Origin of the sequence: Chitinophaga fulva (genome assembly GCF_012927205.1) — a bacterium.
Lineage (GTDB): Bacteria > Bacteroidota > Bacteroidia > Chitinophagales > Chitinophagaceae > Chitinophaga > Chitinophaga fulva.
Genome location: NZ_JABBGC010000001.1, coordinates 376,482 through 397,045, shown reverse-complemented (window position 1 = coordinate 397,045; position 20,564 = coordinate 376,482). Strand labels below are relative to the sequence as shown.

At 49.2% G+C, this 20,564-nt stretch carries 18 protein-coding genes; 12 read left to right on the top strand and 6 right to left on the bottom strand.

Annotation, left to right across the window (positions count from 1 at the left end; genetic code table 11):
- The first annotated feature begins 34 nt into the window (after positions 1 to 34).
- Positions 35 to 1,714, top strand: a complete 1,680-nt coding sequence (locus HHL17_RS01705; protein ID WP_169223076.1) for an ArnT family glycosyltransferase — start codon at positions 35 to 37, stop codon at positions 1,712 to 1,714.
- A 105-nt stretch (positions 1,715 to 1,819) separates the two neighbouring features.
- On the opposite strand, the gene thiL is transcribed toward HHL17_RS01705, so the two are convergent.
- On the bottom strand, positions 1,820 to 2,851 hold the full coding sequence (thiL, locus tag HHL17_RS01700) for a thiamine-phosphate kinase (RefSeq protein WP_169223075.1): 1,032 nt from the start codon (positions 2,849 to 2,851) through the stop codon (positions 1,820 to 1,822).
- A 12-nt stretch (positions 2,852 to 2,863) separates the two neighbouring features.
- A complete protein-coding gene (locus HHL17_RS01695) occupies positions 2,864 to 3,634 on the bottom strand; it encodes an inositol monophosphatase family protein (protein WP_169223074.1) in 771 nt (256 codons plus the stop codon).
- A gap of 166 nt (positions 3,635 to 3,800) precedes the next feature.
- Between HHL17_RS01695 and HHL17_RS01690 the strand changes: the two genes are divergently transcribed.
- Both HHL17_RS01690 and HHL17_RS01685 read left to right on the top strand, forming a co-directional pair.
- On the top strand, positions 3,801 to 5,345 hold the full coding sequence (locus tag HHL17_RS01690) for a GH3 family domain-containing protein (RefSeq protein ID WP_169223073.1): 1,545 nt from the start codon (positions 3,801 to 3,803) through the stop codon (positions 5,343 to 5,345).
- 23 nt (positions 5,346 to 5,368) lie between these two features.
- On the top strand, positions 5,369 to 6,007 hold the full coding sequence (locus HHL17_RS01685) for a LysE family translocator (protein ID WP_169223072.1): 639 nt from the start codon (positions 5,369 to 5,371) through the stop codon (positions 6,005 to 6,007).
- Between the two features lie 241 nt (positions 6,008 to 6,248).
- Here the strand turns inward: HHL17_RS01685 and HHL17_RS01680 are convergent, their stop codons facing one another.
- Positions 6,249 to 7,289: a 2-oxoacid:ferredoxin oxidoreductase subunit beta gene (locus HHL17_RS01680; RefSeq protein ID WP_169223071.1), complete on the bottom strand. Its 1,041-nt coding sequence runs from the start codon at positions 7,287 to 7,289 to the stop codon at positions 6,249 to 6,251.
- 48 nt (positions 7,290 to 7,337) lie between these two features.
- Positions 7,338 to 7,682, bottom strand: a complete 345-nt coding sequence (locus HHL17_RS01675; protein ID WP_078669957.1) for a carboxymuconolactone decarboxylase family protein — start codon at positions 7,680 to 7,682, stop codon at positions 7,338 to 7,340.
- 246 nt (positions 7,683 to 7,928) lie between these two features.
- On the opposite strand from HHL17_RS01675, the gene HHL17_RS01670 reads away from it, so the two are divergent.
- Positions 7,929 to 10,142, top strand: a complete 2,214-nt coding sequence (locus HHL17_RS01670; RefSeq protein ID WP_169223070.1) for a M28 family metallopeptidase — start codon at positions 7,929 to 7,931, stop codon at positions 10,140 to 10,142.
- Positions 10,143 to 10,196: 54 nt separating this feature from the next.
- Here HHL17_RS01670 and HHL17_RS01665 read toward each other — a convergent pair whose 3' ends face one another.
- On the bottom strand, positions 10,197 to 11,939 hold the full coding sequence (locus HHL17_RS01665; protein WP_169223069.1) for an N-acetylmuramoyl-L-alanine amidase: 1,743 nt from the start codon (positions 11,937 to 11,939) through the stop codon (positions 10,197 to 10,199).
- 157 nt (positions 11,940 to 12,096) lie between these two features.
- A complete protein-coding gene (locus HHL17_RS01660; protein WP_169223068.1) occupies positions 12,097 to 13,890 on the bottom strand; it encodes an acyl-CoA dehydrogenase family protein in 1,794 nt (597 codons plus the stop codon).
- Positions 13,891 to 14,185: 295 nt separating this feature from the next.
- Here HHL17_RS01660 and HHL17_RS01655 point away from each other — a divergent pair, with 295 nt between their 5' ends.
- The 8 genes from HHL17_RS01655 (at position 14,186) to HHL17_RS01620 (ending at position 20,528) form a co-directional block, all read left to right on the top strand.
- Positions 14,186 to 14,986, top strand: coding sequence for an alpha/beta hydrolase (locus HHL17_RS01655; protein ID WP_169223067.1), 801 nt, complete (start codon positions 14,186 to 14,188; stop codon positions 14,984 to 14,986).
- Complete coding sequence (locus HHL17_RS01650) at positions 14,987 to 16,129, top strand: glycosyltransferase (protein WP_169223066.1); 1,143 nt, start codon at positions 14,987 to 14,989, stop codon at positions 16,127 to 16,129.
- 87 nt (positions 16,130 to 16,216) lie between these two features.
- Positions 16,217 to 17,347, top strand: coding sequence for an ABC transporter permease (locus HHL17_RS01645; protein ID WP_206155888.1), 1,131 nt, complete (start codon positions 16,217 to 16,219; stop codon positions 17,345 to 17,347).
- A gap of 46 nt (positions 17,348 to 17,393) precedes the next feature.
- On the top strand, positions 17,394 to 17,828 hold the full coding sequence (locus HHL17_RS01640) for a hypothetical protein (RefSeq protein ID WP_169223065.1): 435 nt from the start codon (positions 17,394 to 17,396) through the stop codon (positions 17,826 to 17,828).
- A gap of 66 nt (positions 17,829 to 17,894) precedes the next feature.
- Complete coding sequence (locus HHL17_RS01635; RefSeq protein ID WP_169223064.1) at positions 17,895 to 19,007, top strand: glycosyltransferase; 1,113 nt, start codon at positions 17,895 to 17,897, stop codon at positions 19,005 to 19,007.
- A 55-nt stretch (positions 19,008 to 19,062) separates the two neighbouring features.
- Entirely contained in the window at positions 19,063 to 19,410 is a 348-nt protein-coding gene (gldC, locus tag HHL17_RS01630; RefSeq protein ID WP_169223063.1) for a gliding motility protein GldC, read from the top strand.
- A 32-nt stretch (positions 19,411 to 19,442) separates the two neighbouring features.
- Positions 19,443 to 19,892 (top strand): GatB/YqeY domain-containing protein, encoded by a 450-nt coding sequence (locus HHL17_RS01625; protein ID WP_169223062.1) that lies wholly within the window; start codon positions 19,443 to 19,445, stop codon positions 19,890 to 19,892.
- 93 nt (positions 19,893 to 19,985) lie between these two features.
- On the top strand, positions 19,986 to 20,528 hold the full coding sequence (locus HHL17_RS01620) for a CvpA family protein (protein WP_169223061.1): 543 nt from the start codon (positions 19,986 to 19,988) through the stop codon (positions 20,526 to 20,528).
- The last annotated feature ends 36 nt before the right edge of the window (positions 20,529 to 20,564 follow it).

The following is a 20,564-nucleotide window of genomic DNA, read 5'->3' as shown; positions in this document are numbered from 1 at the left end:
ATCTTCGCAGGATAAATCACCATTTAATTAGCGCATGGACGCCATAATCCGTTTTTTTACGAGACGCCAGTACAAGAACCTGTTCCTGTTGACCTGGTTGGTCCTGGGCCTCTTACAAGCCTGTTTTTCTGATCTCTGGGATGACGAAGCCTATTATTGGGTGTATTCCCGCCATATGGACTGGGGGTATTTTGATCATCCACCGATGATTGCCCTCCTGATAAAAATGGGGTACGGTATTTTTCATAACGAACTGGGCGTACGGTTGTTTATTGTACTGCTCAATACCGCCACGCTGTGGATTACCTCCCGGCTGATCGCTTCCAAAGACAATATCCTGTTTTATCTGATCATGGGCGCCATGGGCGCTATGCAGATAGGCGGTATGCTGGCCGTACCGGACCTTCCCCTGATATTCTTTGCAGCAGTTTATTTCTGGGCCTACCGTTATTTTCTGGCCAGTCAGAACTGGCGTAATACGCTGCTGCTGGGCGTTGCCATGGCATTGATGTTTTACAGCAAGTACCATGGCGTATTGCTGGTATTCTTTACGGTATTGTCCAACATGAACCTGCTGCGGGTGGGTAAGTTCTGGGCTGCCTGTATCATCACCACCATTCTCTTTTTCCCGCATATCTACTGGCAGTATACGCATGGTTTCCCTTCCCTGCAATATCACCTGGTAGAACGCAATGCCTCGTCTTATGATATCACGTATACGCTCGACTATCTGGGCGGGCAGCTGCTGCTGTTTGGGCCGCTGCTGGGTTGGTTGTTGTTGTATTATGCTTTCCGGTGCCCTATCCAGAATACTTTTGAGCGTGCGTTGAAATTCTGCCTGATCGGTGTATTGGTGTTTTTCGCCATTAGCACTTTCAAAGGAAGGGTAGAGGCCAACTGGACGGTGATGGTGTTTACACCGGTGGTGATTCTGGCTCATCAGGCCATCATACGGAGAGGCTGGTCCCGTAAACCGTTATTATATACCCTGCCTGTTTCTTTGTTGCTGGTATTGGTAACAAGGATATATATGGTTTGGGATTTTATGCCGGGAGTGGAAATCCGGCCGGAAATACATCACAACAAAGAATGGACATCAGCCCTTGCTACCCGTGCAGAAGGCCGTCCGGTGGTGTTTTTGAACAGTTATCAACTGCCTTCCAAGTATATGTTTTATACCGGGCAATTGTCTTATAGCCTTAACAGCCGCTATTCCCGCCGCAGCCAGTATAATTTCTGGGACACAGAAACGCAGCTCTGGGGCAAGCCGGCCCTGGTAGTATTTGAGCCAGGTGTGGATATGCCGGTAACAGACAGCATCAAAACCATCCGTGGAACGTGGGACATCAATATACAACCGGCTTATTATTCTTATTCTTTGGTGCAGATGAAGGTGGGATTACAGCGTATTAAAGCCCATCCGCGTGAGCAGGTAAATGTGCTGTTGCAGCCGAACAATGGTTACAAAATGCCGTTTCCAATAGACCGGGAGAACCCGCCCATGCTGGGTTATGGCTTCTCCACAAAAGACGATGTGTTTTCGGTGGTAAAATCGGAGTTACCGCTGGAACGTGCGATGTTACGCCGGGTGGTAACAATGCCGGTAACGATGCCGGACAAACCGGGTGAATACCTGTTGAAGTTCTGTGTGTTTGCTGGTGATCTGCCACCTACGCATAACAGTCAGGGTATTAAAGTGATTGTCGAAAAATAGAACCATTTTATTATTTAGCCATTTGGATATTTTATTATTTAGGGGTTGCCTATCCGCGGTAAATCTCCAAATAATAAAATATCCAAATGGCTAAATAGTTAAATGCTATTGTTGGAAGGCATTCCAGCCTTGTGCCACCAGCTTGAATTTATTGCCGCCTTTGGTGTGGATATGGGCGCCTTCGGAGATGTCCGCCATATATCCGATCACGCTGATCTGTTCATTGAGAACGATCTTATCGTAATCCTGTTGTTTCATGGTGAAGAGCAGCTCATAATCCTCTCCGCCACTGAGTGCGCAGGCAGTAGGATCGAGGCTGAATTTCAGGGCCATTTCCTTGCTTTCCTGTGCAATGGGGATTTTTTCTTCATACACTACTACGCCCAGGTTGCTTTGTTTGGCGATGTGGAGTATTTCAGAGCTGAGGCCATCACTCACGTCCATCATGGAAGTAGGCACGATTTCCTGTTCCTGCAGGAATTCGATGATGTCTTTGCGGGCTTCCGGCTTCAGCTGCCGGCCGATGATATAGGTTTGGTCTTCCAGGTCGGGTTTAACCTCCGGGTTTTCCAGGAATATTTTCTTTTCTCTTTCCAGCAGGGTGAGGCCGAGGTAGGCAGCTCCCAGGTCGCCTGTAACGCAGAGCAGATCACCTTTCTGGGCGGTAGATCTTTTCACGAACTGGTCGGGGGTAACTTCGCCGATGGCAGTAACGCTGATGATAAACCCTTTCTGGGAATTGCTGGTATCGCCGCCGATGAGGTCTACGCCATATTTTTCACAGGCAGCATATACGCCTTCATAAAATTCGTTCAGGGCTTCCAGCGATACTTTGTTGGAGAAGGCCACGCTCATGGTAATTTGAGTGGGGGTGGCATTCATGGCATAGATATCGGAGATGTTCACCACTACTGATTTATAGCCGAGGTGTTTTAATGGCGTATACATCAGGTCAAAGTGGATGCCTTCTACGAGCATATCCGTGCTGATAACGGTTTGTTTGCCGAAATGGTCGATGACGGCGGCATCGTCGCCTACACCGAGTACGGTGCTGGCATTTTGTATTTCTATGTTCCTGGTGAGATAGTCGATCAGGCCAAATTCACCCAGGTCTTGTATTTCTGTTCTTTCTTCCATGTTTTCCAATACTTATTTACCGTTAATGAGGTGCTGCAATTCACTATGGATATGACCGTTGGTGGCCAGTATATCACTTTGATAGGGGGAGTATTTGTCTCCGGAGAAGTGGGTCACTTTTCCGCCAGCTTCTTCTACCATGAGGTATCCGGCAGCGCTGTCCCATGCCTGAAGGTGGTGTTCCCAGAAGCCATCGAACCGGCCGCAGGCTACCCAGCAGAGGTCTATGGCAGCGGAGCCCAGGCGGCGTACGGGAATGCCCTGTTTAATAACGCTGGTGAGCACCTGTAAAGGGTCGCGATCACTTTCTTCCCATTTATAGGGGAATCCGGTTACCAGGCAGGAGGTGGCCACGCTGGTTTTGGCAGATACATGGATGGGTTTATCGTTCAGGGTGGCGCCTTTGCCTTTTTCAGCGATGAACAGCTCATTCATAAAAGGGTTGTATACCGCTCCCAGTATCATTTCACCTTCTTTTTCCACGCCTATGGAGACGCAGCAGATGGGGATGCCATTGGCAAAATTAACAGTACCGTCTATCGGGTCAATGATCCACTTAAAAGCAGAATCTGTTTTAATGGCGCCCACTTCCTCACTGAGAATGAAATGGTCAGGGTAAGTTTGGCGTATTACCTCGATAATTACGGCTTCAGACTTTTTATCCGCTTCAGTTACGAGGTCATTGACAGTGCTTTTGCTGCTTACTTCAAAAGCCCCGTTAAAATATTGTTGGAGTATTTTTCCGCCGGCTTCAGTAGCTTTGAGTAAAGTAGATTTTAGCATGCCGCAAAGGTAAAAACGAATTATCAATTGCCGGTTGCCAATTTTACAGCGTTATTAGTAAAAAATACATGTGTTATTCGTTAACTTGCAACCTATAACTGGTAATTCGCGTTTATATTCATTATTCAACTTATTTTTGCAGTTCATTTAAAGAGAGGGAAAGTTAATGGCCATCATAGGTAATCTGATTTCCAGGTCACTACGTATCAGGAAGAAGTTCACGTTTAAGTTAGGTACACCTCGCCAATACCAGCTGCAGGTGCTGCACCGTCTGCTGGAGAAGGCCAAGGATACTGAGTTTGGCCGGCACTACGATTTCCAGGACATTTTGGACAGTCCGAATTTTATCGGTCAGTACCGGGAGAAAATACCTGTGCATAACTACAGTAAGATGCACAACGAATGGTGGTACCGCTGCCTGGAAGGGGAAGCTAACGTAAGCTGGCCCGAGAAGATCAAGTATTTTGCGCTGAGCTCCGGGACATCCGAATCAGCCAGCAAGCATATTCCTGTTACCAAAGCCATGTTGAAGACGGTGAAGAAGGTAGGGGTGAAGCAACTGTATTCCATGGTTAACTTCAACATCCCGCCCAAGTCTTTTACAAAAGGAATCCTGATGTTGGGAGGTACAACCTCCCTGTTTGAAAAAGGCGACTACTATGAAGGAGATATGAGCGGCATTCAGGCCAAGAATATCCCCAGGTGGTTCCGTCGCTTTTATAAGCCCGGAGGCAGCATTTCACGCAAGCCTAACTGGGAGCAGCGTATCAAACTGATCGTCCGTAAGGCGCCTACCTGGGACGTAGGCACCGTTTGTGGTGTACCGGCCTGGGTACAGATCGTGTTTGAAGAGATCATCAAATACCACGGTGTAAAAAATATCCATGAGATATGGCCTAACCTGGCCATCTATATCCACGGTGGGGTGTCTTTTGAACCTTATCGTGAAAGTTTCCAGAAATTATTGGGCAAGCCGATCAACTTCATTGAAACCTATATGGCCTCTGAAGGCTCTTTTGGTTTCCAGGCACGCCCGAACGTAAGAGGCATCAAACTGGTGCTGAACGCTGGTATCTTCTACGAATTCATTCCTTTCAATGAGGAAAACTTCGATGCAGACGGTGAAGTAAAACCCAATCCCAAATCTTACATGATCAATGAGGTGGTGGAAGATGTGGAGTATGCGGTGATGCTGTCTACCTGCGCCGGAGCATGGCGTTACCTGATTGGCGACGTGGTGAAATTCACCTCCGTGAAGGAGCATGAAATCGTGATCGTAGGCCGTACTAAGCAGTTCCTCAGCCTCGCTGGTGAGCATATGAGCGTTGATAACATGAACAAGGCTATCGACACGGTACAGAAAAAGATGGGCATTACCATCCGTGAGTTTACCGTGGCTGGTTTCCCTTATGAAAACCTGTTCGCGCACCGCTGGTACATTGGTACAGATCAACCGGTAGCGGACGTGGCTAAAATCCGGGAAATCATCGATCAGACCCTGGCTGAAGTAAACGATGACTATGCTGTGGAAAGGACTTCCGCACTGAAAGAAGTGTTTGTGGAAGTACTGCCTAACGAAGTATTTATCGATTACCTGCGTTGCAAAGGCAAAGAAGGCGCGATGAACAAATTCCCACGGGTAATGAAAGGAGAAAAACTGAAAGACTGGGAGAAATTCCTGGCCGGTAAGACAGTGAAGCATCAGGCATAACCCGTGACCCCGAATATATACACATGATAACATCAATTGTAGCTGGATTAGGACTGGGATTATTTCTGTCGTTATCGGTGGGGCCTGTAATATTCGCCATCATCAAGTACAGTATCAATAATGGTTTCAAGGCAGGCATCAGCTTCGCGCTGGGCGTGTCTATGAGTGATATTTTCTTTGTGGTGACCGGAAACCTGGCTACCTCCTTTATCAACGGACTGGAAGAATACAAACGTTCTATTGGGGTAGTAGGTGGCTTCCTCCTGATTGGGATGGGGGTTTACGGCCTGTTCTTTAAAAAGGTGAGAATCAGCACCGGTGATGAGAAACCGGAGATGTTCCGTACACACGACTACCTGAAGATATGGCTTGCCGGTTTCCTGATGAACACCCTCAATCCCGGCGTTATTATTTTCTGGCTGGGCGTATGCGTGGCTAATGCCGCTACGTCTGTCGGGCACCGGTTTGTGATGTATGGCGTATGTCTGGCCCTGGTACTCTCCGCTGATATCCTCAAAGTGTTTATCTCTGACAAAATCCGTCATAAACTGACCCTCAACAATGTGGAATGGCTTAACCGTATCGCTGGTGTGAGCATGATTATTTTTGGAGTGGTGTTGCTGTATAAAGTGATGTTTGAGCTGGGAACACTAGGCCACTAAACTGTGATGGCCATGATTATGGCTGATTTCGCTGATTTGAGAAGATCGAAGCGAAGTATAATGTAAAATAGAATTTTTGGGATGACCGACATCTTATCCTGATAAATAAAAAGAAGATCGCCCTTTGATATTATATCAAAGGGCGATCTTCTTTTTATAAAAAAATTAGTGGTATTAAAAATCCGCTTCTATCTCTACTTAAATCTCCTCAAATCAGGAAAATCAGCAGTAATCATGGCCATCACGGGGTCGTTATTGTCCAGGTTTCATTTCCTGCCAGCAACTTATCCAGGTCACCGGCTCCTTTTCTGGAGATGGCTTCTTCGAGTTGGGCGGCCATTACTGCTTCGTAGGTAGGACGCTGGGTCTGATAGAACACGCCGAAAGGACGTGGCATGTGTCCTTCGATGCGCGGATCGTCGAACAGACGGGTCAGCAGCTGTGCTTTATAGAAGTCGCTTTCATCGTGTATCCAGAGGTCAGCGGCGCTGTATTCGCGGCCCAGTTCCACTACTACGGGTTTGAGGCCGTCGAGACGGAGACCTTTATTTTTCTGGGCGCCGAAGATCAGTGGTTGTCCTTGTTCTACGAACAGGGTTTCTTCTGCTTTGCTGGATTTTTCGGTGAATATTTCAAATGCGCCATCATTGAAGATGTTGCAGTTCTGGTATATTTCCAGGAAGGATGCTCCTTTGTGGGCGTGGCTGCGTTTCAGCAGTTCCTGCAGATGTTTCGGATCGCGGTCCATACTGCGGGCAATGAAAGTGGCGTCAGCGCCCAGTGCCAGCGCCAGCGGGTTGAACGGATGGTCGATACTGCCGAAAGGAGTGGATTTGGTCACTTTGTTCTCTTCGGAAGTAGGAGAATATTGTCCTTTGGTCAGACCATAAATCTGGTTGTTGAACAACATGATGTTCACGTCGAAGTTACGGCGCAGCAGGTGGATGGTGTGGTTACCGCCGATAGACAGGCCGTCGCCGTCACCGGTAACGATCCATACGCTCAGCTCAGGGCGGGTAGCCTTGAGACCGGAAGCAATGGCGGTAGCACGCCCGTGGATCGAGTGCATGCCGTACGTGTTCATGTAATATGGAAAGCGCGAAGAGCAACCGATACCGGAAACGATCACAATATTTTCGCGGGGAATGCCCAGCGAAGGCATAATGGTTTGTACCTGTTTAAGTATAGAGTAGTCGCCGCAGCCAGGGCACCAGCGTACTTCCTGGTCCGTTGCAAAATCTTTGGCTGTTAAAGCCTGCGGAGCTATAGTTGCTGTTGACATTTGTATGAGTTAAGTATATATGAGTATGTATATATGTATCCTGTAAAGTTACTGATTATTCAGCTCTTCCCAATATTCAGCTGCCCGGCGGGTATGCGGAATAACAATGGTCCCGCCCACGATGTTGGCTACCGCAAAGATCTCATACATCTCTTCCGTATTGATGCCCTGTTCATGGCATTTGCCCAGATGGTATTTGATGCAGTCGTCGCAACGAAGCACCATCGAGGCTACCAAGCCCAGCATTTCCTTCGTTTTCGTGCTCAATGCTCCCTCGGCATAAGTGTTGGTATCGAGGTTGAACAGCCTGTTAATCACTTTGTTCTGCTTTCCCAGAATCACTTCGTTCATCTTACCGCGGTAGTCGTTGAACTCCTGAATCGTATTTGACATATAAATCCTCTTTATAAAAGTTTAACGGATGGTTTCACAGGGATAAAGCTATGAAAGTGTTTACAAATATAGACTAATCTACTGATTAAGTGGACTGTTTGCCCTATAACCTGTGATTATGGACAATAACAAAAAGTTATGTTGATAATTTCTTCATCAAAAAGGGCCATCGATGTGGTGGACTATTTGTATATTGTCTGATATACCAACTTCTTTTTGTCAACCAACAGATCTGAACCTCCGATTATGAAAAAAACGCTTTTTTACCGCCTGCTGGCCATATGCGTATGCACCAGCGGGACCCTACTGGCGCAGGATAAAAAAATGCTGGGGTATACCGACAGCGAAGCTGTCCGCCAGCAACAACTGGAAGCCCGTTTTGACCAACATCTCAGCAGCAGCCATATTGGGGAAGCCATCAAGTCTCTCTCTTCACAGCCACACCATATCGGTTCGGCCAGAGGAAAAGCGGTGGCGGAAGATATCCTGCAACGCTTTAAAAGTTATGGCTGGGATGCTGAAATCGTTACCTACCAGGTATTGTTCCCTACTCCCAAAGAACGCCTGCTGGAAATGACCGGCCCTACCAGCTATAAAGCCGTATTAAAAGAGCCTGCACTCAAAGAAGATGGTACCTCCGGCCAGGAAGGCCAGCTGCCGACCTATAACTGCTGGAGCGCCGATGGGGACGTAACAGCCCCACTGGTTTTTGTGAACTATGGCCTCCCGGAAGATTATGAATACCTGGAACGCGCTGGCGTAGATGTACGTGGTAAAATTGTTATCGCCAAATACGGCCGCTCCTGGCGTGGCACCAAACCCAAAGTAGCACAGGAACACGGCGCTATCGGCTGTATTATCTACTCCGACCCTAAAGATGACGGCTACTTTGCAGGCGATGTTTATCCACAGGGAGCTTTTAAAAATGAATATGGCGTACAACGCGGCTCTATCATGGATATGGTGATCTATCCCGGAGACCCGCTCACGCCCAATGTAGGCTCCACTGCCAACGCTAAAAGGCTGGACCGCCTTCAGGCGCCTAACCTCTTAAAAATACCGGTGCTGCCTATCAGTTACCATGACGCGGCACCATTGCTCAAAGCACTCGACGGTCCTGTAGCACCGGACGCATGGCGTGGCGCGCTGCCTTTCACCTATCACATCGGGCCCGGAAAAACCAAAGTACACCTCAAACTGGCATTCGACTGGCAGATACGTCCCTGCCATAACGTGATCGCTAAATTGAAAGGCGCTGAAGAGCCGGACCAATGGGTGGTACGTGGCAACCACCACGATGCCTGGGTAAATGGTGCGGCAGACCCTATCAGCGGTATGGCTGCCTTGCTCGAAGAAGCCAAAGCCATCGGTGAACTGAGCAAAGAAGGCTTCAAACCCCGCCGCACCCTGGTGTATTGCGCCTGGGACGGGGAAGAGCCAGGGCTCATCGGCTCCACTGAATGGGTGGAAGATCATGCCGCTGAACTACAGGAGAAAGCAGTGGTATACATCAACTCTGACAGCAATGGTCGCGGATTCCTCAATGCCAGCGGATCTCACGCACTGGAGACCCTCGTCAACCAGGTAGGCCGTGATATTATCGACCCACAGACTAAAGTCAGCATACTCGCCCGCCGCCAGGCTGCTGATGTGCTAAGGGCTGCCACCGTCAAACAAAAGAAGGAAAAGCTGTCCCGCCAGGGAATTGCTATCAGCGCCATGGGCTCGGGTTCCGACTATTCTTCTTTCCTGCAGCACCTCGGTGTTCCTTCGCTGGACCTTGGTTTCGGTGGGGAAGATGCGGGTGGCGAATACCATTCCATCTACGATTCCTATGATAACTACGTACGGTTCAAGGACCCTACTTTCAGCTATGGCGTAGCGTTGTCACAGACAGCAGGACATACTGCTTTGCGTATAGCCAATGCCGTTACATTGCCCTTTGATTTCCGCAAACTATATGAAACTGTGAATGGATACGTGAATGAGCTCACTGAACTGGCCTCCGACCTGCGTGAGACTACCGCACTGGAGAACCAGTTGATACGGGAAAATAAATACCAGCTGGCAGCTGATACGGCCAAACACCTGTCTCCGCCTGCTCCCCGCGCGGCGGTGCCTTACATCGATTTCAGCCCGCTGCAAAATGCGCTCGCTGGATTGGATACTGTGACGCAGGGCTTTTCCGGTAAACTGGCAACGGGCAAACCGCAACTCAACAAACAACTTTATCAGGCGGAGCAACAGCTCCTCAGCGATAAAGGGTTGCCTTCCCGCCCATGGTACAAGCATACGCTCTATGCGCCCGGGTTCTATACCGGTTATGGTGTGAAAACCATTCCGGGTGTAAGAGAAGCATTGGAACAACGCCGGTGGAAGGAAGCCGGAGAGCAGATAGATGCTGCTGCAGCAGCTATCAACAGGCTCGCTAAATATCTACAGGCACTAAGCAACAACTAAAAGCAAAAGGGCTGATCAATCGATCAGCCCTTTTGCTTTGAATATGGTGGGCAGTTATCTGCCTTCTAAACCTTTCAGATAATCTTTCAGGCCCAGTATAATTTTATTGATCAGTTCCTGCTGGAATTGAGGGTTCAGTATCTCTTCCTCGTCGCCGGGGTTGCTGATAAACAGTGTTTCTATGAGTGCATCCGGAAACTCGGTGGGGTTGTTCAGGATGAAATTGAAGTCGCCGTTATTTTTGAAATCATTCAGGCCTGTTTCCAGTAGTCGGCGGTGAATAGCCGCATTCAGCGGTTCGCAGAAAGGATGCTTATAATAGGTAGCGGTGCCGGAAACATCCACCGGGTTACCGGAAGAGTTGAGGTGTATGCTCAACAGGAGGTCCGGATTGGCGCGGCGGAAGAGGGAGAGGCGGTCTTCATTGGCCACGAACTTTTCGGTAGTGCGGGTCATGATCACGCTGGCACCTTCTCTTTCCAGTGCGTTCTTCAGTTGCAGTGCCAGGTTAAGTGTCAGCGTTTTTTCGTAAACGCCGGTAAGGCCTACAGAACCCATATTACCGCCGCCATGGCCTGCGTCTACGCCGATGACCAGGCCGCGCAGGGAGAGGTTTTCCGGAACACGTTTAACCTTCACCGTTATACGGTTGCCTTCATAATAAATCTGGTAGCCCCATGGTGCATGTTTCAGGGAGATGGCCATCCGGAACACGTCGTGCGCCGGTTGCTGCCACTGCACGCCGGTAATTTCCCGTGTTCCCTGTAATATAGAGCTGATGCCCTGTTCCGCGTAAGCGCCGTGTATATCTACAATGATTTTACCGGGAGATATCATCTGTGTGGAAGTGTAGGGTAATTTATCCGACAGTTCCACCGATACGTAATCGGCTTTTTCATCGCCCCATACTTTAGCATCTGATACGATGCTCACGGCAGGGGATTCCTGCGGTATCTCAGTATCTACCAGTGGCTCGGGAATAAAGGCGGTCCTGTGGGAGGAGAGGCGTACTTTGAAGTAATCGCCCTGCCGGCCGGTGATATGCAGCAGCACATCTTTATCGAGGTAACCTATTTTGTCTGGTCCGAGACGGTCTCCTTCCGCGACGGAAGTGAGGTAAGTCATGTTGTCGATAGTGCGCCCCATCAGTGGGATACCGTGCGGCATCATACTGTAGCGGTAGGTGCTGTTTAGGATGGCGGTTTCGCTGCCGTTGTGCAGGCGGACCTGTATTTTCCCATTCAGCAGCGAATCGGAAGGCTGGAGAACGTACATGCCCGTGTAATAACCGGCGACGCCACCGGTTTGGGAGGCGGGTAATTCACGCAGTGGCACATTATTGAACCACGTGGCCCTGGCGCCGGGATATCCTTTCATTTTTATGTGCAGCGTATCCCCCACAGACATTTCCAGGTTGCCTTTGGGAGAGATCTCCATAAAGTCTATGCGAAAGGAGCTGGTCACGCGGGGTGGTGGTACCGGTGCATAATACCAGGTAATATTTTTCGTGTAGGTTTTACCGTTATCGTCTTCAGCAACGATGGTGAAAGCGTTTCTTCCTTCTGTGAGTTCTTTTTTTACAGCAAAGGTGCCGGTGCTGTACACGTATACCTTTTCATTGTTGATGGTGACCTTACAACCTGTGCAGGTCCTGCCGGCGATAAATTGCCGGGCGGTGCTCACATTATTTTGTTCCCGGGAAGGTTGGCTGAGCCGGATAAATGCCTGGCTACTGGCCCACAGGGGAACTACAATGGCTATTAATGTCTGGAGTAATAATCTCGATACGTGCTTCATATCCCTGCGTAATCATGTAAAGATAAGAGGGAAATAGGATAAAGCAATTGATATTTAATCATTTAGGGATTTTCGGATTTTTTGATTTCGCGATTTTAATTCGCTTAGAGAAGATCCCCGAAATCAAAAAATCCGAAAATCAAAAAATCCCTAAATTTTAAAAGATGTATTTGTTTTCTGCAATGAGTTGGTCCGCTATTTTTCTGCGGGCTTCTTTTGCATTGAAAGGTTCTGCTTTGGTGAAGCGTTTGAGGCCCAGCAGCATCATCCGTTGTTCGTCGCCTTCAGCGAATGCGTTGATGGCGTCTTTGCCGGATTTGTTGATGCGGTCTGCTGCATCGTAGAGGTAGGTGCGAACGATGTCTGTTTGCAGTGCAGCGGCAGCTTCGCCTTTGTGTTGTACCAGCTTCATCAGGCGCAGCAGGGCGCTTTCTGCCACAAAGGTTTCGATGGCCATGTCTGCAATGTTCATCAGTACTTCCTGTTCAGTTTCCAGCTTCATCATGAGTTTCTGTGCGGCGGCGCCGGCAGTCATGAGGATGGCTTTCTTGAAATTGGTGAGGAGTTTTCTTTCCTTGCTGAATGCACTTTCATCATCGCTGCCGAAGTCGGGGATGCTCATCAGTTCCTTCATGACGTTCATGGCCGGGTTCATGAGGTCCAGCTTTCCTTTCATGGCACGTTTCAGGGTCATGTCGAGCGTCAGGAGGCGGTTGATTTCATTGGTGCCTTCAAAGATGCGGTTGATACGGGAGTCGCGGTACGCTTTGGAGATGATGTACTCATCGCTGAAGCCGTTGCCTCCGTGAATCTGAACACCTTCATCCACTACATAGTCCAGTACTTCGGAACCATTTACCTTCAGAATAGCGCATTCCACGGCATATTCCTCAGCGGCGCCCAGCAGGGCTTCGTTGAACGGTTTGCCGGATGTGAGCAGTTCTTTTTCTTTCTCATCGATCAGCTGTGCTGTGCGGAACAGGGCTGACTCAGCGGTCCAGGTACGGATGGCCATTTCCGCCAGCTTATGTTTGATGGCGCCGAAATTGGCGATCGGTTGTTTGAACTGGTGACGGGTATTGGCATACTGCACGGTAGTGGTGATACACTTCTTGGCGGCGCCCAGGGCGGCGGCACACAGTTTCAGCCTGCCGATGTTAAGGATATTGAAAGCGATCAGGTGTCCTTTGCCGATCACGCCCAGTACGTTTTCCACGGGTATTTTAGCATCCTGGAAATAGATCTGGCGGGTGGAGGACCCTTTGATGCCCATTTTATGTTCTTCCGCTCCCAGTGTGAAGCCGGGCGTACCTTTTTCCACAATGAAGGCAGTGAATTTATCACCGTCAATTTTCGCAAATACGGTAAATACGTCCGCAAAGCCGGAGTTGGTGATCCAGCTCTTCTGGCCATTGAGCACATAATGTTGGCCGTCTTCGGTGAGTTTGGCCGTAGTTCTGGCGCCGAGCGCGTCGGAGCCGGAATCAGGCTCGGTGAGGGCATAAGCGCCTTTCATTTCGCCGGTGGCCAGTTTGGGAATATATTTTTGTTTCTGGGCTTCTGTACCAAAATAAAGGATAGGGAGTGAGCCAATGCCTGTATGGGCGGCCATGGCTACAGAAAACGAGTGACCGGCGCCCAGTCCTTCGTTGATGATGGTGGCCGTTACAAAATCTTTGCCCAGCCCACCGTATTCTTCAGGGAAGGATGCACCCAGCAGGCCCTGCTCACCTGCTTTCTCCAGCAGGGAAGGCATCAGGCCTTCTTCCAGCTTATCAATCCGGTCAACGATCGGCGTTATCTCCTTGCTGATGAACTGATCGGCCATGTCTTTAATCATCAACTGCTCTTCCGAAAAATCTTCGGGAGTAAACACATCCTCTGGTACACTTTCCTTGATCAGGAACTCTGCGCCTTTCAGCGCTTGCTTATTGTCAACTGTTGCGTCCATGTTTTCTGATTTTTTGGTACTTCCGTAATTTACCGAATTAACCTGAAATATAACCATACCGGCAGCCTCCCTGATTTATCCACTGCTTCCCGGCGCCGGTTGGCCGGCCATTTGCCCGCGGGACAATCGTTTCGGAGGGAAATTTTTAACAAAACCGAAACAGTTTACCATTTAGGGAGTTTTTGATGTACGAATTTTTGATTTGAAGGAAGTCAGACTGTATTCAAATCAAAAAATCAAAAAATTCGTAAATCCCTAAATGGCTGCAGTTTTTTCCCTATCATTGTTCCCCCTTATGGATTTTTATCTGCCATATGCTAAAAGCCGGTTCCATGGAATCAGTAGCGGCACAGGTCCGCAGTTGCTGATCTGCCTGCACGGATTCGGTGAAAGCGCGGCCCACTTTACGCTGCTGGCGGAAGGTATGGGGGATCAGTTTACCCTTGTGGCGCTCGACATGCCGCTGCATGGAGAAACCATCTGGCTGGAAGATCGCCCCTTTGAAAAGTCAGATCTGAAGGCCATAGTGGAAATGGTATTGCAGCAACATGACAAGGACCGCTTTTCCCTGCTGGGGTACAGCATGGGAGGCCGGCTGGCCCTTTGCCTGGTGGAAACCATGGCGGACAGCATAGACAACCTTATCATGCTGGCGGCAGATGGCCTCCGGAACAACCCCTGGCATATGTTTGTAACACAAACCAGCATCGGGAACCGTATTTTTAAATACAATACAGACAATCCCCGGCTGTTCTTTACCCTGCTGGAACTATGGCGTAAACTGGGATTGCTGAACCAGAGCGTATATAAATTTGCGTTACACCGGATGAACCAACAGGTCAGAAGGGAGCAGGTGTACAATATCTGGACACTGATGCGCCGGATGATGCCGGATAAAAAGAAGTGTAAACAACTATTGGGAGCCCGTCACATTTTTACACTCCTGATATTTGGAAAATATGACCGGGTAATACCGCCTGTTCTGGGCACCCGCTTTATGGATGGTTCATTTCCCTGTAAAATGCTGGTCCTTGATAAAGGACACCAGCTGATTTCGAAGGAGCTGGCCTCCGTTATTAAAACAAACCTGAGCTGAATGTATTTTTTCTTGATCGTTGTAGCCTTACTGGCCCTTGGATATGGATTGTTGATGCTGTGGTATAGCCGCGGCTGGAGGAAGCTGCCGGAATTTATGCCGGCGCAGCCAATAGAAGGCACTACCAGCGTAACGGTTATTATTCCTGCACGGGACGAGGCGGAAAATCTGCCCGTGCTGTTAAAGGCACTGCAACAACAAACTTACCCGGCGGACCTGCTGGAAGTGATTGTTGTAGATGATTTTTCCACAGATGATACTGCGGGCATTGTTACCCGTTTTCCGGCGACCAACGTCCGCCTGCTGAAAATGGAAGACATGCTCACCAAAAACGAACGCCTGAATGCCTATAAGAAAAAAGCGATTGCCATGGCGATCGCCAGGGCTAAAGGCAATCTTATTGTTACAACCGATGCGGATTGTGTGATGGGGCCTAAGTGGATAGAAACCATTGTCCGTTTCTATGAAACATACCGGCCTAAGTTTATTGCGGCGCCGGTGAGCTTTTTCAGGGAGCGTAATTTCTTCATGAAACTGCAATCGCTCGATTTCATGACGATGCAGGGCATTACAGGGGCGGTAGCCCGGCTGAAGTCCGGTACCATGTGCAATGGCGCCAACCTGGCTTACGAGAAGAGCGCTTTTCAGGCTGTTGGAGGTTTTACCGGGATTGATAATATCGCCTCCGGCGATGATATGTTGTTGATGTACAAAATCTACAACGCTTACCCCAATGGGGTGATGTACCTGAAAAATGATGATGTGATCGTTCGTACGTTGCCGGTGGAAACACTGCGCGGATTTATGAACCAGCGTATCCGCTGGTCGTCCAAGGCCGACAAATACGAGGACCGGCGCCTTACCTGGATGCTGTTGCTGGTATATTTCTTCAACGTGGCCTTGCTGGCCATGGGCGCCATCGCCTTGTTCATACCGCATTGGTGGCCTGCTTTCCTTATCCTGATGCTGTTCAAGGTGACGCTCGAACTGTATTTCCTGGTGCCGGTAGCAGGATTTTTCCACAAGACAGCTTTACTGGTATGGTTTATACCGGGACAAATATTTCATATTCCTTATATTGTTCTCGCCGGTTGGTTGGGCAAGTTTGGCAGTTATCAGTGGAAAGGCCGGCAGGTGAATTAATTTTTCATTTTATTATTTTTTTCATGGAAGGATTTCCGGCTTTCGCCAAATGCCAAAATGAAAAAATAAAAAAATAACAAAATAAACTTGTCCGATTTTCAATCTGCCTGGAAGAGGCTTAAAAAAAACAAAGGCGCGCTGGCTGGTCTGATAGTGATTGCGCTGGCCGTGGCTGTCAGCTTACTGGCTTACCTGATAGCGCCGGATAATACGCCTGATGCCAACAGAATGGTGCTCGAAGTGGGCGGGCAGCATCCGGGTTTCCGGGTGCATATGCTGGCCGTTAAAAAAGCCCAACCGGTAGCCCGGGTATCTTTTTGGGGGAAGTTATTGTATGGGCAGGAGTCGGATGTCACCTGGACGCCGGTGCACTCCTGGCAGTTTAAGGACAGTACGTTGATCGTACAACGTTATGTAGATGAAAGCCTCTCCCGTGAAGAAAAATATGACCTCCGCGAAATATGGTATGGCAGCCGGCAGACGGGTGATATCCCTTTGCCGGAACTGCAACAGAAGATTACCAGGGAAAGGATTTTCCCGGTCACCTATTGGCTAGGTACTGATAAATTTGGCCGCGATATCCTGAGCCGCCTGCTGGTAGGTACCCGTGTTAGTTTGGGGGTGGGCTGTATAGCGGTCATCATCTCCCTGACCATCGGGGTGTTTATGGGCGCCATCGCCGGGTATTTCAAGGGAACGACTGATGATATGGTCATGTGGCTGGTCAATGTAGTCTGGTCGATGCCGTCATTGTTGCTGGTATTTGCCCTGACACTCGCTATGGGCAAAGGTTTCTGGCAAGTGTTTATTGCTGTGGGGCTTACCTTGTGGGTAGGTGTGGCCCGCATTATCCGGGGACAAATACTGACCCTGCGGGAACTGGAATTTGTAGAGGCTGCCCGGGCGCTGGGATATGGGCATACTCGTATTATTGTCCGGCATATCCTGCCTAACATCCTCGGACCGGTGATGGTCGTGGCGGCGGGAAATTTCGCTACCGCCATTGTGGTGGAAGCGGGGCTGAGTTTTCTCGGGGTAGGCGTACAACCGCCGCAGCCCTCGTGGGGACTGATGATCAAAGAGAACTATAACTTCATTATTACCCATAATCCCTTGCTGGCGCTGGCACCAGGCGTTGCTATCATGTTACTGGTATTGGCTTTCAATCTGTTGGGTAATGGCTTGCGGGATGCGCTCGACGTAAGAAGTAAAATTTGATTTACATATGAAAAAAATATAATTTTAGTCCTATATACCCTGTTGCATGTCACTTAGAAACTATTTAACCATACTGCTGACTGGTGCTTTGATAGCACTGGCTGCCTGCAAGAAAAACAAAAAGGGCGAGGACCCTGCACCTGTTAACCAGGAGGAAGCCCTTAAAGTGGAGCTGGCCGGCGTGGTGGCTGGTAAAGCCAATGTGGCGATGGACAGCACTTTCACTTTCCAGGTGAAAGTCACTTCCAAAGTGCCGGACAAAGGCGTGAAAATAGTGCTCAACGTAGTAACAGACCCCGGAGGCATTCCGCTGGCACAGGATGATGTTTCCAATGGTACCGGGAATACTATCAATGTTACGCTGAAGCATCTGAAGGAAGTAAAAACATACAAGGTCACGGTCTCCCTGTCATCATTGGGGAATACCGCCAATATAGCCACTCCGATGGAGTTCCTGATCACCAATAAATCCGGCTCATAAATTATCCGTCTCGCGGCAAGGCAAAATAATGTAGGTTTGCAGGCTGTCACATCAAGTGAAACGACTATGCAAATTGCTGTTAATGCCGCCTGCCTGAGAAGAGACCTGCCTGCAGATACCGGACAGGTGGCAACTGAAATCATATTCGCACTCTGCCGGCAACAGCCGGAGCACCGCTTTACTTTTTATTTTGATGGGGAGATACCCGCGCACCTGACTTTTCCGGCTAATGTTACCCCGGTGGTACTGCCGTTGAAAGGTGGTAAGCGGTGGCACCGTTACTGGTGGCGCGAATGGCAATTGCCCCGTGCCATGAAAGCCGGTGCAGCGCAATGGTATATTGGGCTGGACGGCACGCTGCCCTTACGCAGCAAGGTGCCGGCGATTATTCTGTTAAGGGACCTGTCGTTCCTGAAGGATGCAGGTCTGCAATCCATCCGGGAGCAGGATTCCCTGAAAAAGTATATTATCCGTTACCTCGACCGGGCAAAGCAGATCGCTGTGCTGTCGGCTACCGCCAAAGAAGAGCTGCTGCGTTATGCGCCGGGAGCGGCCAGCAAGGTAGTTCAACTGGAACCTGCCGTCAGCAGCCTTTTCCGGCCGCTGGAGTGGGACGACCGGGAGGCCGCCAAAAAAACATGGTCCGGTGGTGTGGAATATTTCCTGGTGACAGGCAGTATTCATCCACGTAACAATATTATGCCGGTGTTCAAGGCTTTTTCCGCTTTGAAGAAGCGGCAGCGTACCAACCTGAAACTGGTGCTGGCCGGTAATCTGGCCGCTGCCGGGGCGGAAATCGTCAAGGCGCTGGAAAGTTTTAAGTTCCGTCACGATGTGGTATGGAAGGAAGACCTGACGATGGAGGAGCTGGCATCAGCCATGGGAGGGGCTTATGCCCTGATATATCCCACCCGCTTCGATGGTTTGCCCTTACCTTTGTATATGGCCCGTCAATGCGGTGTGCCGGGGATTGCACTGGAGAGTATGGCAGCCCGTGAAGCCGGCGGGGAAACGGTACTATATACCGATCCTGCCAGTGTAGACGACCTGGCGGAGAAAATGAGCCTGCTGTATAAAGACGAACAGCTGCGTAACCGGTTACTGGTCATGGAGCCACCGATGAGGCCGGGCAGCAGTTGGGATGCTGCCGGCGCGGCGCTGGCCAACCTGTTAAAATAAAGCCGGATGTCAAAATCCCTGATGATTAGTTATTTTTGCGCTTTAATAAAATCACATGAATAAGAAAAACATACAGATCCAGGTGGGTCTGGACGAAAATAAAGTGCCGGAAACGATTGAGTGGAGCGCTACTGATAATAAGGAAGACCGTATGATGAAGGCGAAAGCCATGATGGTGTCTTTCTGGGACCCGGCAGAAAAAGCTGCCCTGCGGATCGACCTGTGGACAAAAGACATGATGGTGGATGAAATGGCTGATTTCTTCTTTCAGACGATGATGACCATGGCCGATACCTATGTTCGTGCTACCAATTACCGTGACCAGGGTGAAGAATTTAAAACTTTTGCCAGGGACTTCTTCAAAAAGTTCCAGGAGAAACAACAGGCAGAAGAAACCAAATAATCTATCTGATTATCCATTAAACGTAACCACATATGTCTTTAGAAACAAACATCAATGCCGAGATCAAAACGGCGATGCTGGGCAAAAAAGAAGCAGACCTGCGTGCACTGCGCGCTATCAAGGCTGCCATCCTGCTGGCTAAAACAGCAGAAGGCAGCACTGGTGAGCTGACTGAAGCCGATGAGAGCAAGCTGTTACAGAAACTGGCAAAACAACGGAAAGATTCCCTCGAAATTTTCCGTCAGCAGAACCGTGAAGACCTGGCAAAGAAGGAAGAAGAGGAACTGGAAGTAATTGAGCGTTTCCTGCCCAAACAAATGACCGAAGACGAATTAAGAGTTGCCCTGACAGACATCATTGCGTCTGTAGGCGCCGCTTCCCCTGCCGATATGGGCAAGGTGATGGGCGCGGCCACCAAACAACTGGCCGGTAAAGCTGATGGCAAGGCCATTTCCGCTATGGTGAAAGAACTCCTTAAATAATTTTGATATTTGGTTATTTAATTATTTTGATATCGGGCCTCCCGCATTGAAATAATTAAATAACCTAATATTAAAATAATCAAATGTATTAGTTTGTCGATTGATATCGTTTTTGCCATTATCATGGTATTGGCCCTTTATAAGGGTTATACCCGGGGATTGATAGTGGCCGTATTTTCGCTGATCGCTGTAACCCTCGGGATGGCGGTAGCCCTCAAACTTTCCGCGGTAACGGCCCTGCAAGTCCAGCAACGGTGGGATGTTCACTCCCGGTGGGTCCCTGTACTTTGTTTCGTTTGTCTTTTTGTGGGAGTGGTATTACTGGTACGGTTGGGCGCAGGAGCCCTGCAGAAGTTGGTGGAAATGGTTATGATGGGATGGCTGAACCGGCTGGGCGGTATCCTGCTGTATGCCTTGATATTTACGATTATTTACAGTGTGGTACTGTGGATGGCCAACCAGATCTATCTGTTGAGCCCGGAAACCAAACTTCAATCAGTAATATATCCTTATATCGAACCTATTGGCCCGTGGGTACTGGACCACATGGGGGACTGGATACCTGTTTTTAAAGACATTTTCTCCCAGTTGCAGGCCTTCTTTGATAAGGCTGCCCGGCAGTTACAACCGGCCTGACAGTATTTAGATTAATAAAAAGAATTATTTTAGCGT

What these genes read in the sequence shown, in the direction of transcription:
- HHL17_RS01670 (WP_169223070.1), top strand. Translation starts at nt 7,929, where the DNA reads ATGAAAAAAACGCTTTTTTACCGCCTGCTGGCCATATGCGTATGCACC.
- HHL17_RS01690 (WP_169223073.1), top strand. Translation starts at nt 3,801, where the DNA reads ATGGCCATCATAGGTAATCTGATTTCCAGGTCACTACGTATCAGGAAG.
- HHL17_RS01705 (WP_169223076.1), top strand. Translation starts at nt 35, where the DNA reads ATGGACGCCATAATCCGTTTTTTTACGAGACGCCAGTACAAGAACCTG.
- HHL17_RS01640 (WP_169223065.1), top strand. Translation starts at nt 17,394, where the DNA reads ATGTCACTTAGAAACTATTTAACCATACTGCTGACTGGTGCTTTGATA.
- HHL17_RS01660 (WP_169223068.1), bottom strand. Translation starts at nt 13,890, where the DNA reads ATGGACGCAACAGTTGACAATAAGCAAGCGCTGAAAGGCGCAGAGTTC.
- HHL17_RS01650 (WP_169223066.1), top strand. Translation starts at nt 14,987, where the DNA reads ATGTATTTTTTCTTGATCGTTGTAGCCTTACTGGCCCTTGGATATGGA.
- HHL17_RS01680 (WP_169223071.1), bottom strand. Translation starts at nt 7,289, where the DNA reads ATGTCAACAGCAACTATAGCTCCGCAGGCTTTAACAGCCAAAGATTTT.
- HHL17_RS01625 (WP_169223062.1), top strand. Translation starts at nt 19,443, where the DNA reads ATGTCTTTAGAAACAAACATCAATGCCGAGATCAAAACGGCGATGCTG.
- HHL17_RS01695 (WP_169223074.1), bottom strand. Translation starts at nt 3,634, where the DNA reads ATGCTAAAATCTACTTTACTCAAAGCTACTGAAGCCGGCGGAAAAATA.
- HHL17_RS01665 (WP_169223069.1), bottom strand. Translation starts at nt 11,939, where the DNA reads ATGAAGCACGTATCGAGATTATTACTCCAGACATTAATAGCCATTGTA.
- HHL17_RS01685 (WP_169223072.1), top strand. Translation starts at nt 5,369, where the DNA reads ATGATAACATCAATTGTAGCTGGATTAGGACTGGGATTATTTCTGTCG.
- HHL17_RS01635 (WP_169223064.1), top strand. Translation starts at nt 17,895, where the DNA reads ATGCAAATTGCTGTTAATGCCGCCTGCCTGAGAAGAGACCTGCCTGCA.
- gldC (WP_169223063.1), top strand. Translation starts at nt 19,063, where the DNA reads ATGAATAAGAAAAACATACAGATCCAGGTGGGTCTGGACGAAAATAAA.
- thiL (WP_169223075.1), bottom strand. Translation starts at nt 2,851, where the DNA reads ATGGAAGAAAGAACAGAAATACAAGACCTGGGTGAATTTGGCCTGATC.
- HHL17_RS01675 (WP_078669957.1), bottom strand. Translation starts at nt 7,682, where the DNA reads ATGTCAAATACGATTCAGGAGTTCAACGACTACCGCGGTAAGATGAAC.
- HHL17_RS01655 (WP_169223067.1), top strand. Translation starts at nt 14,186, where the DNA reads ATGGATTTTTATCTGCCATATGCTAAAAGCCGGTTCCATGGAATCAGT.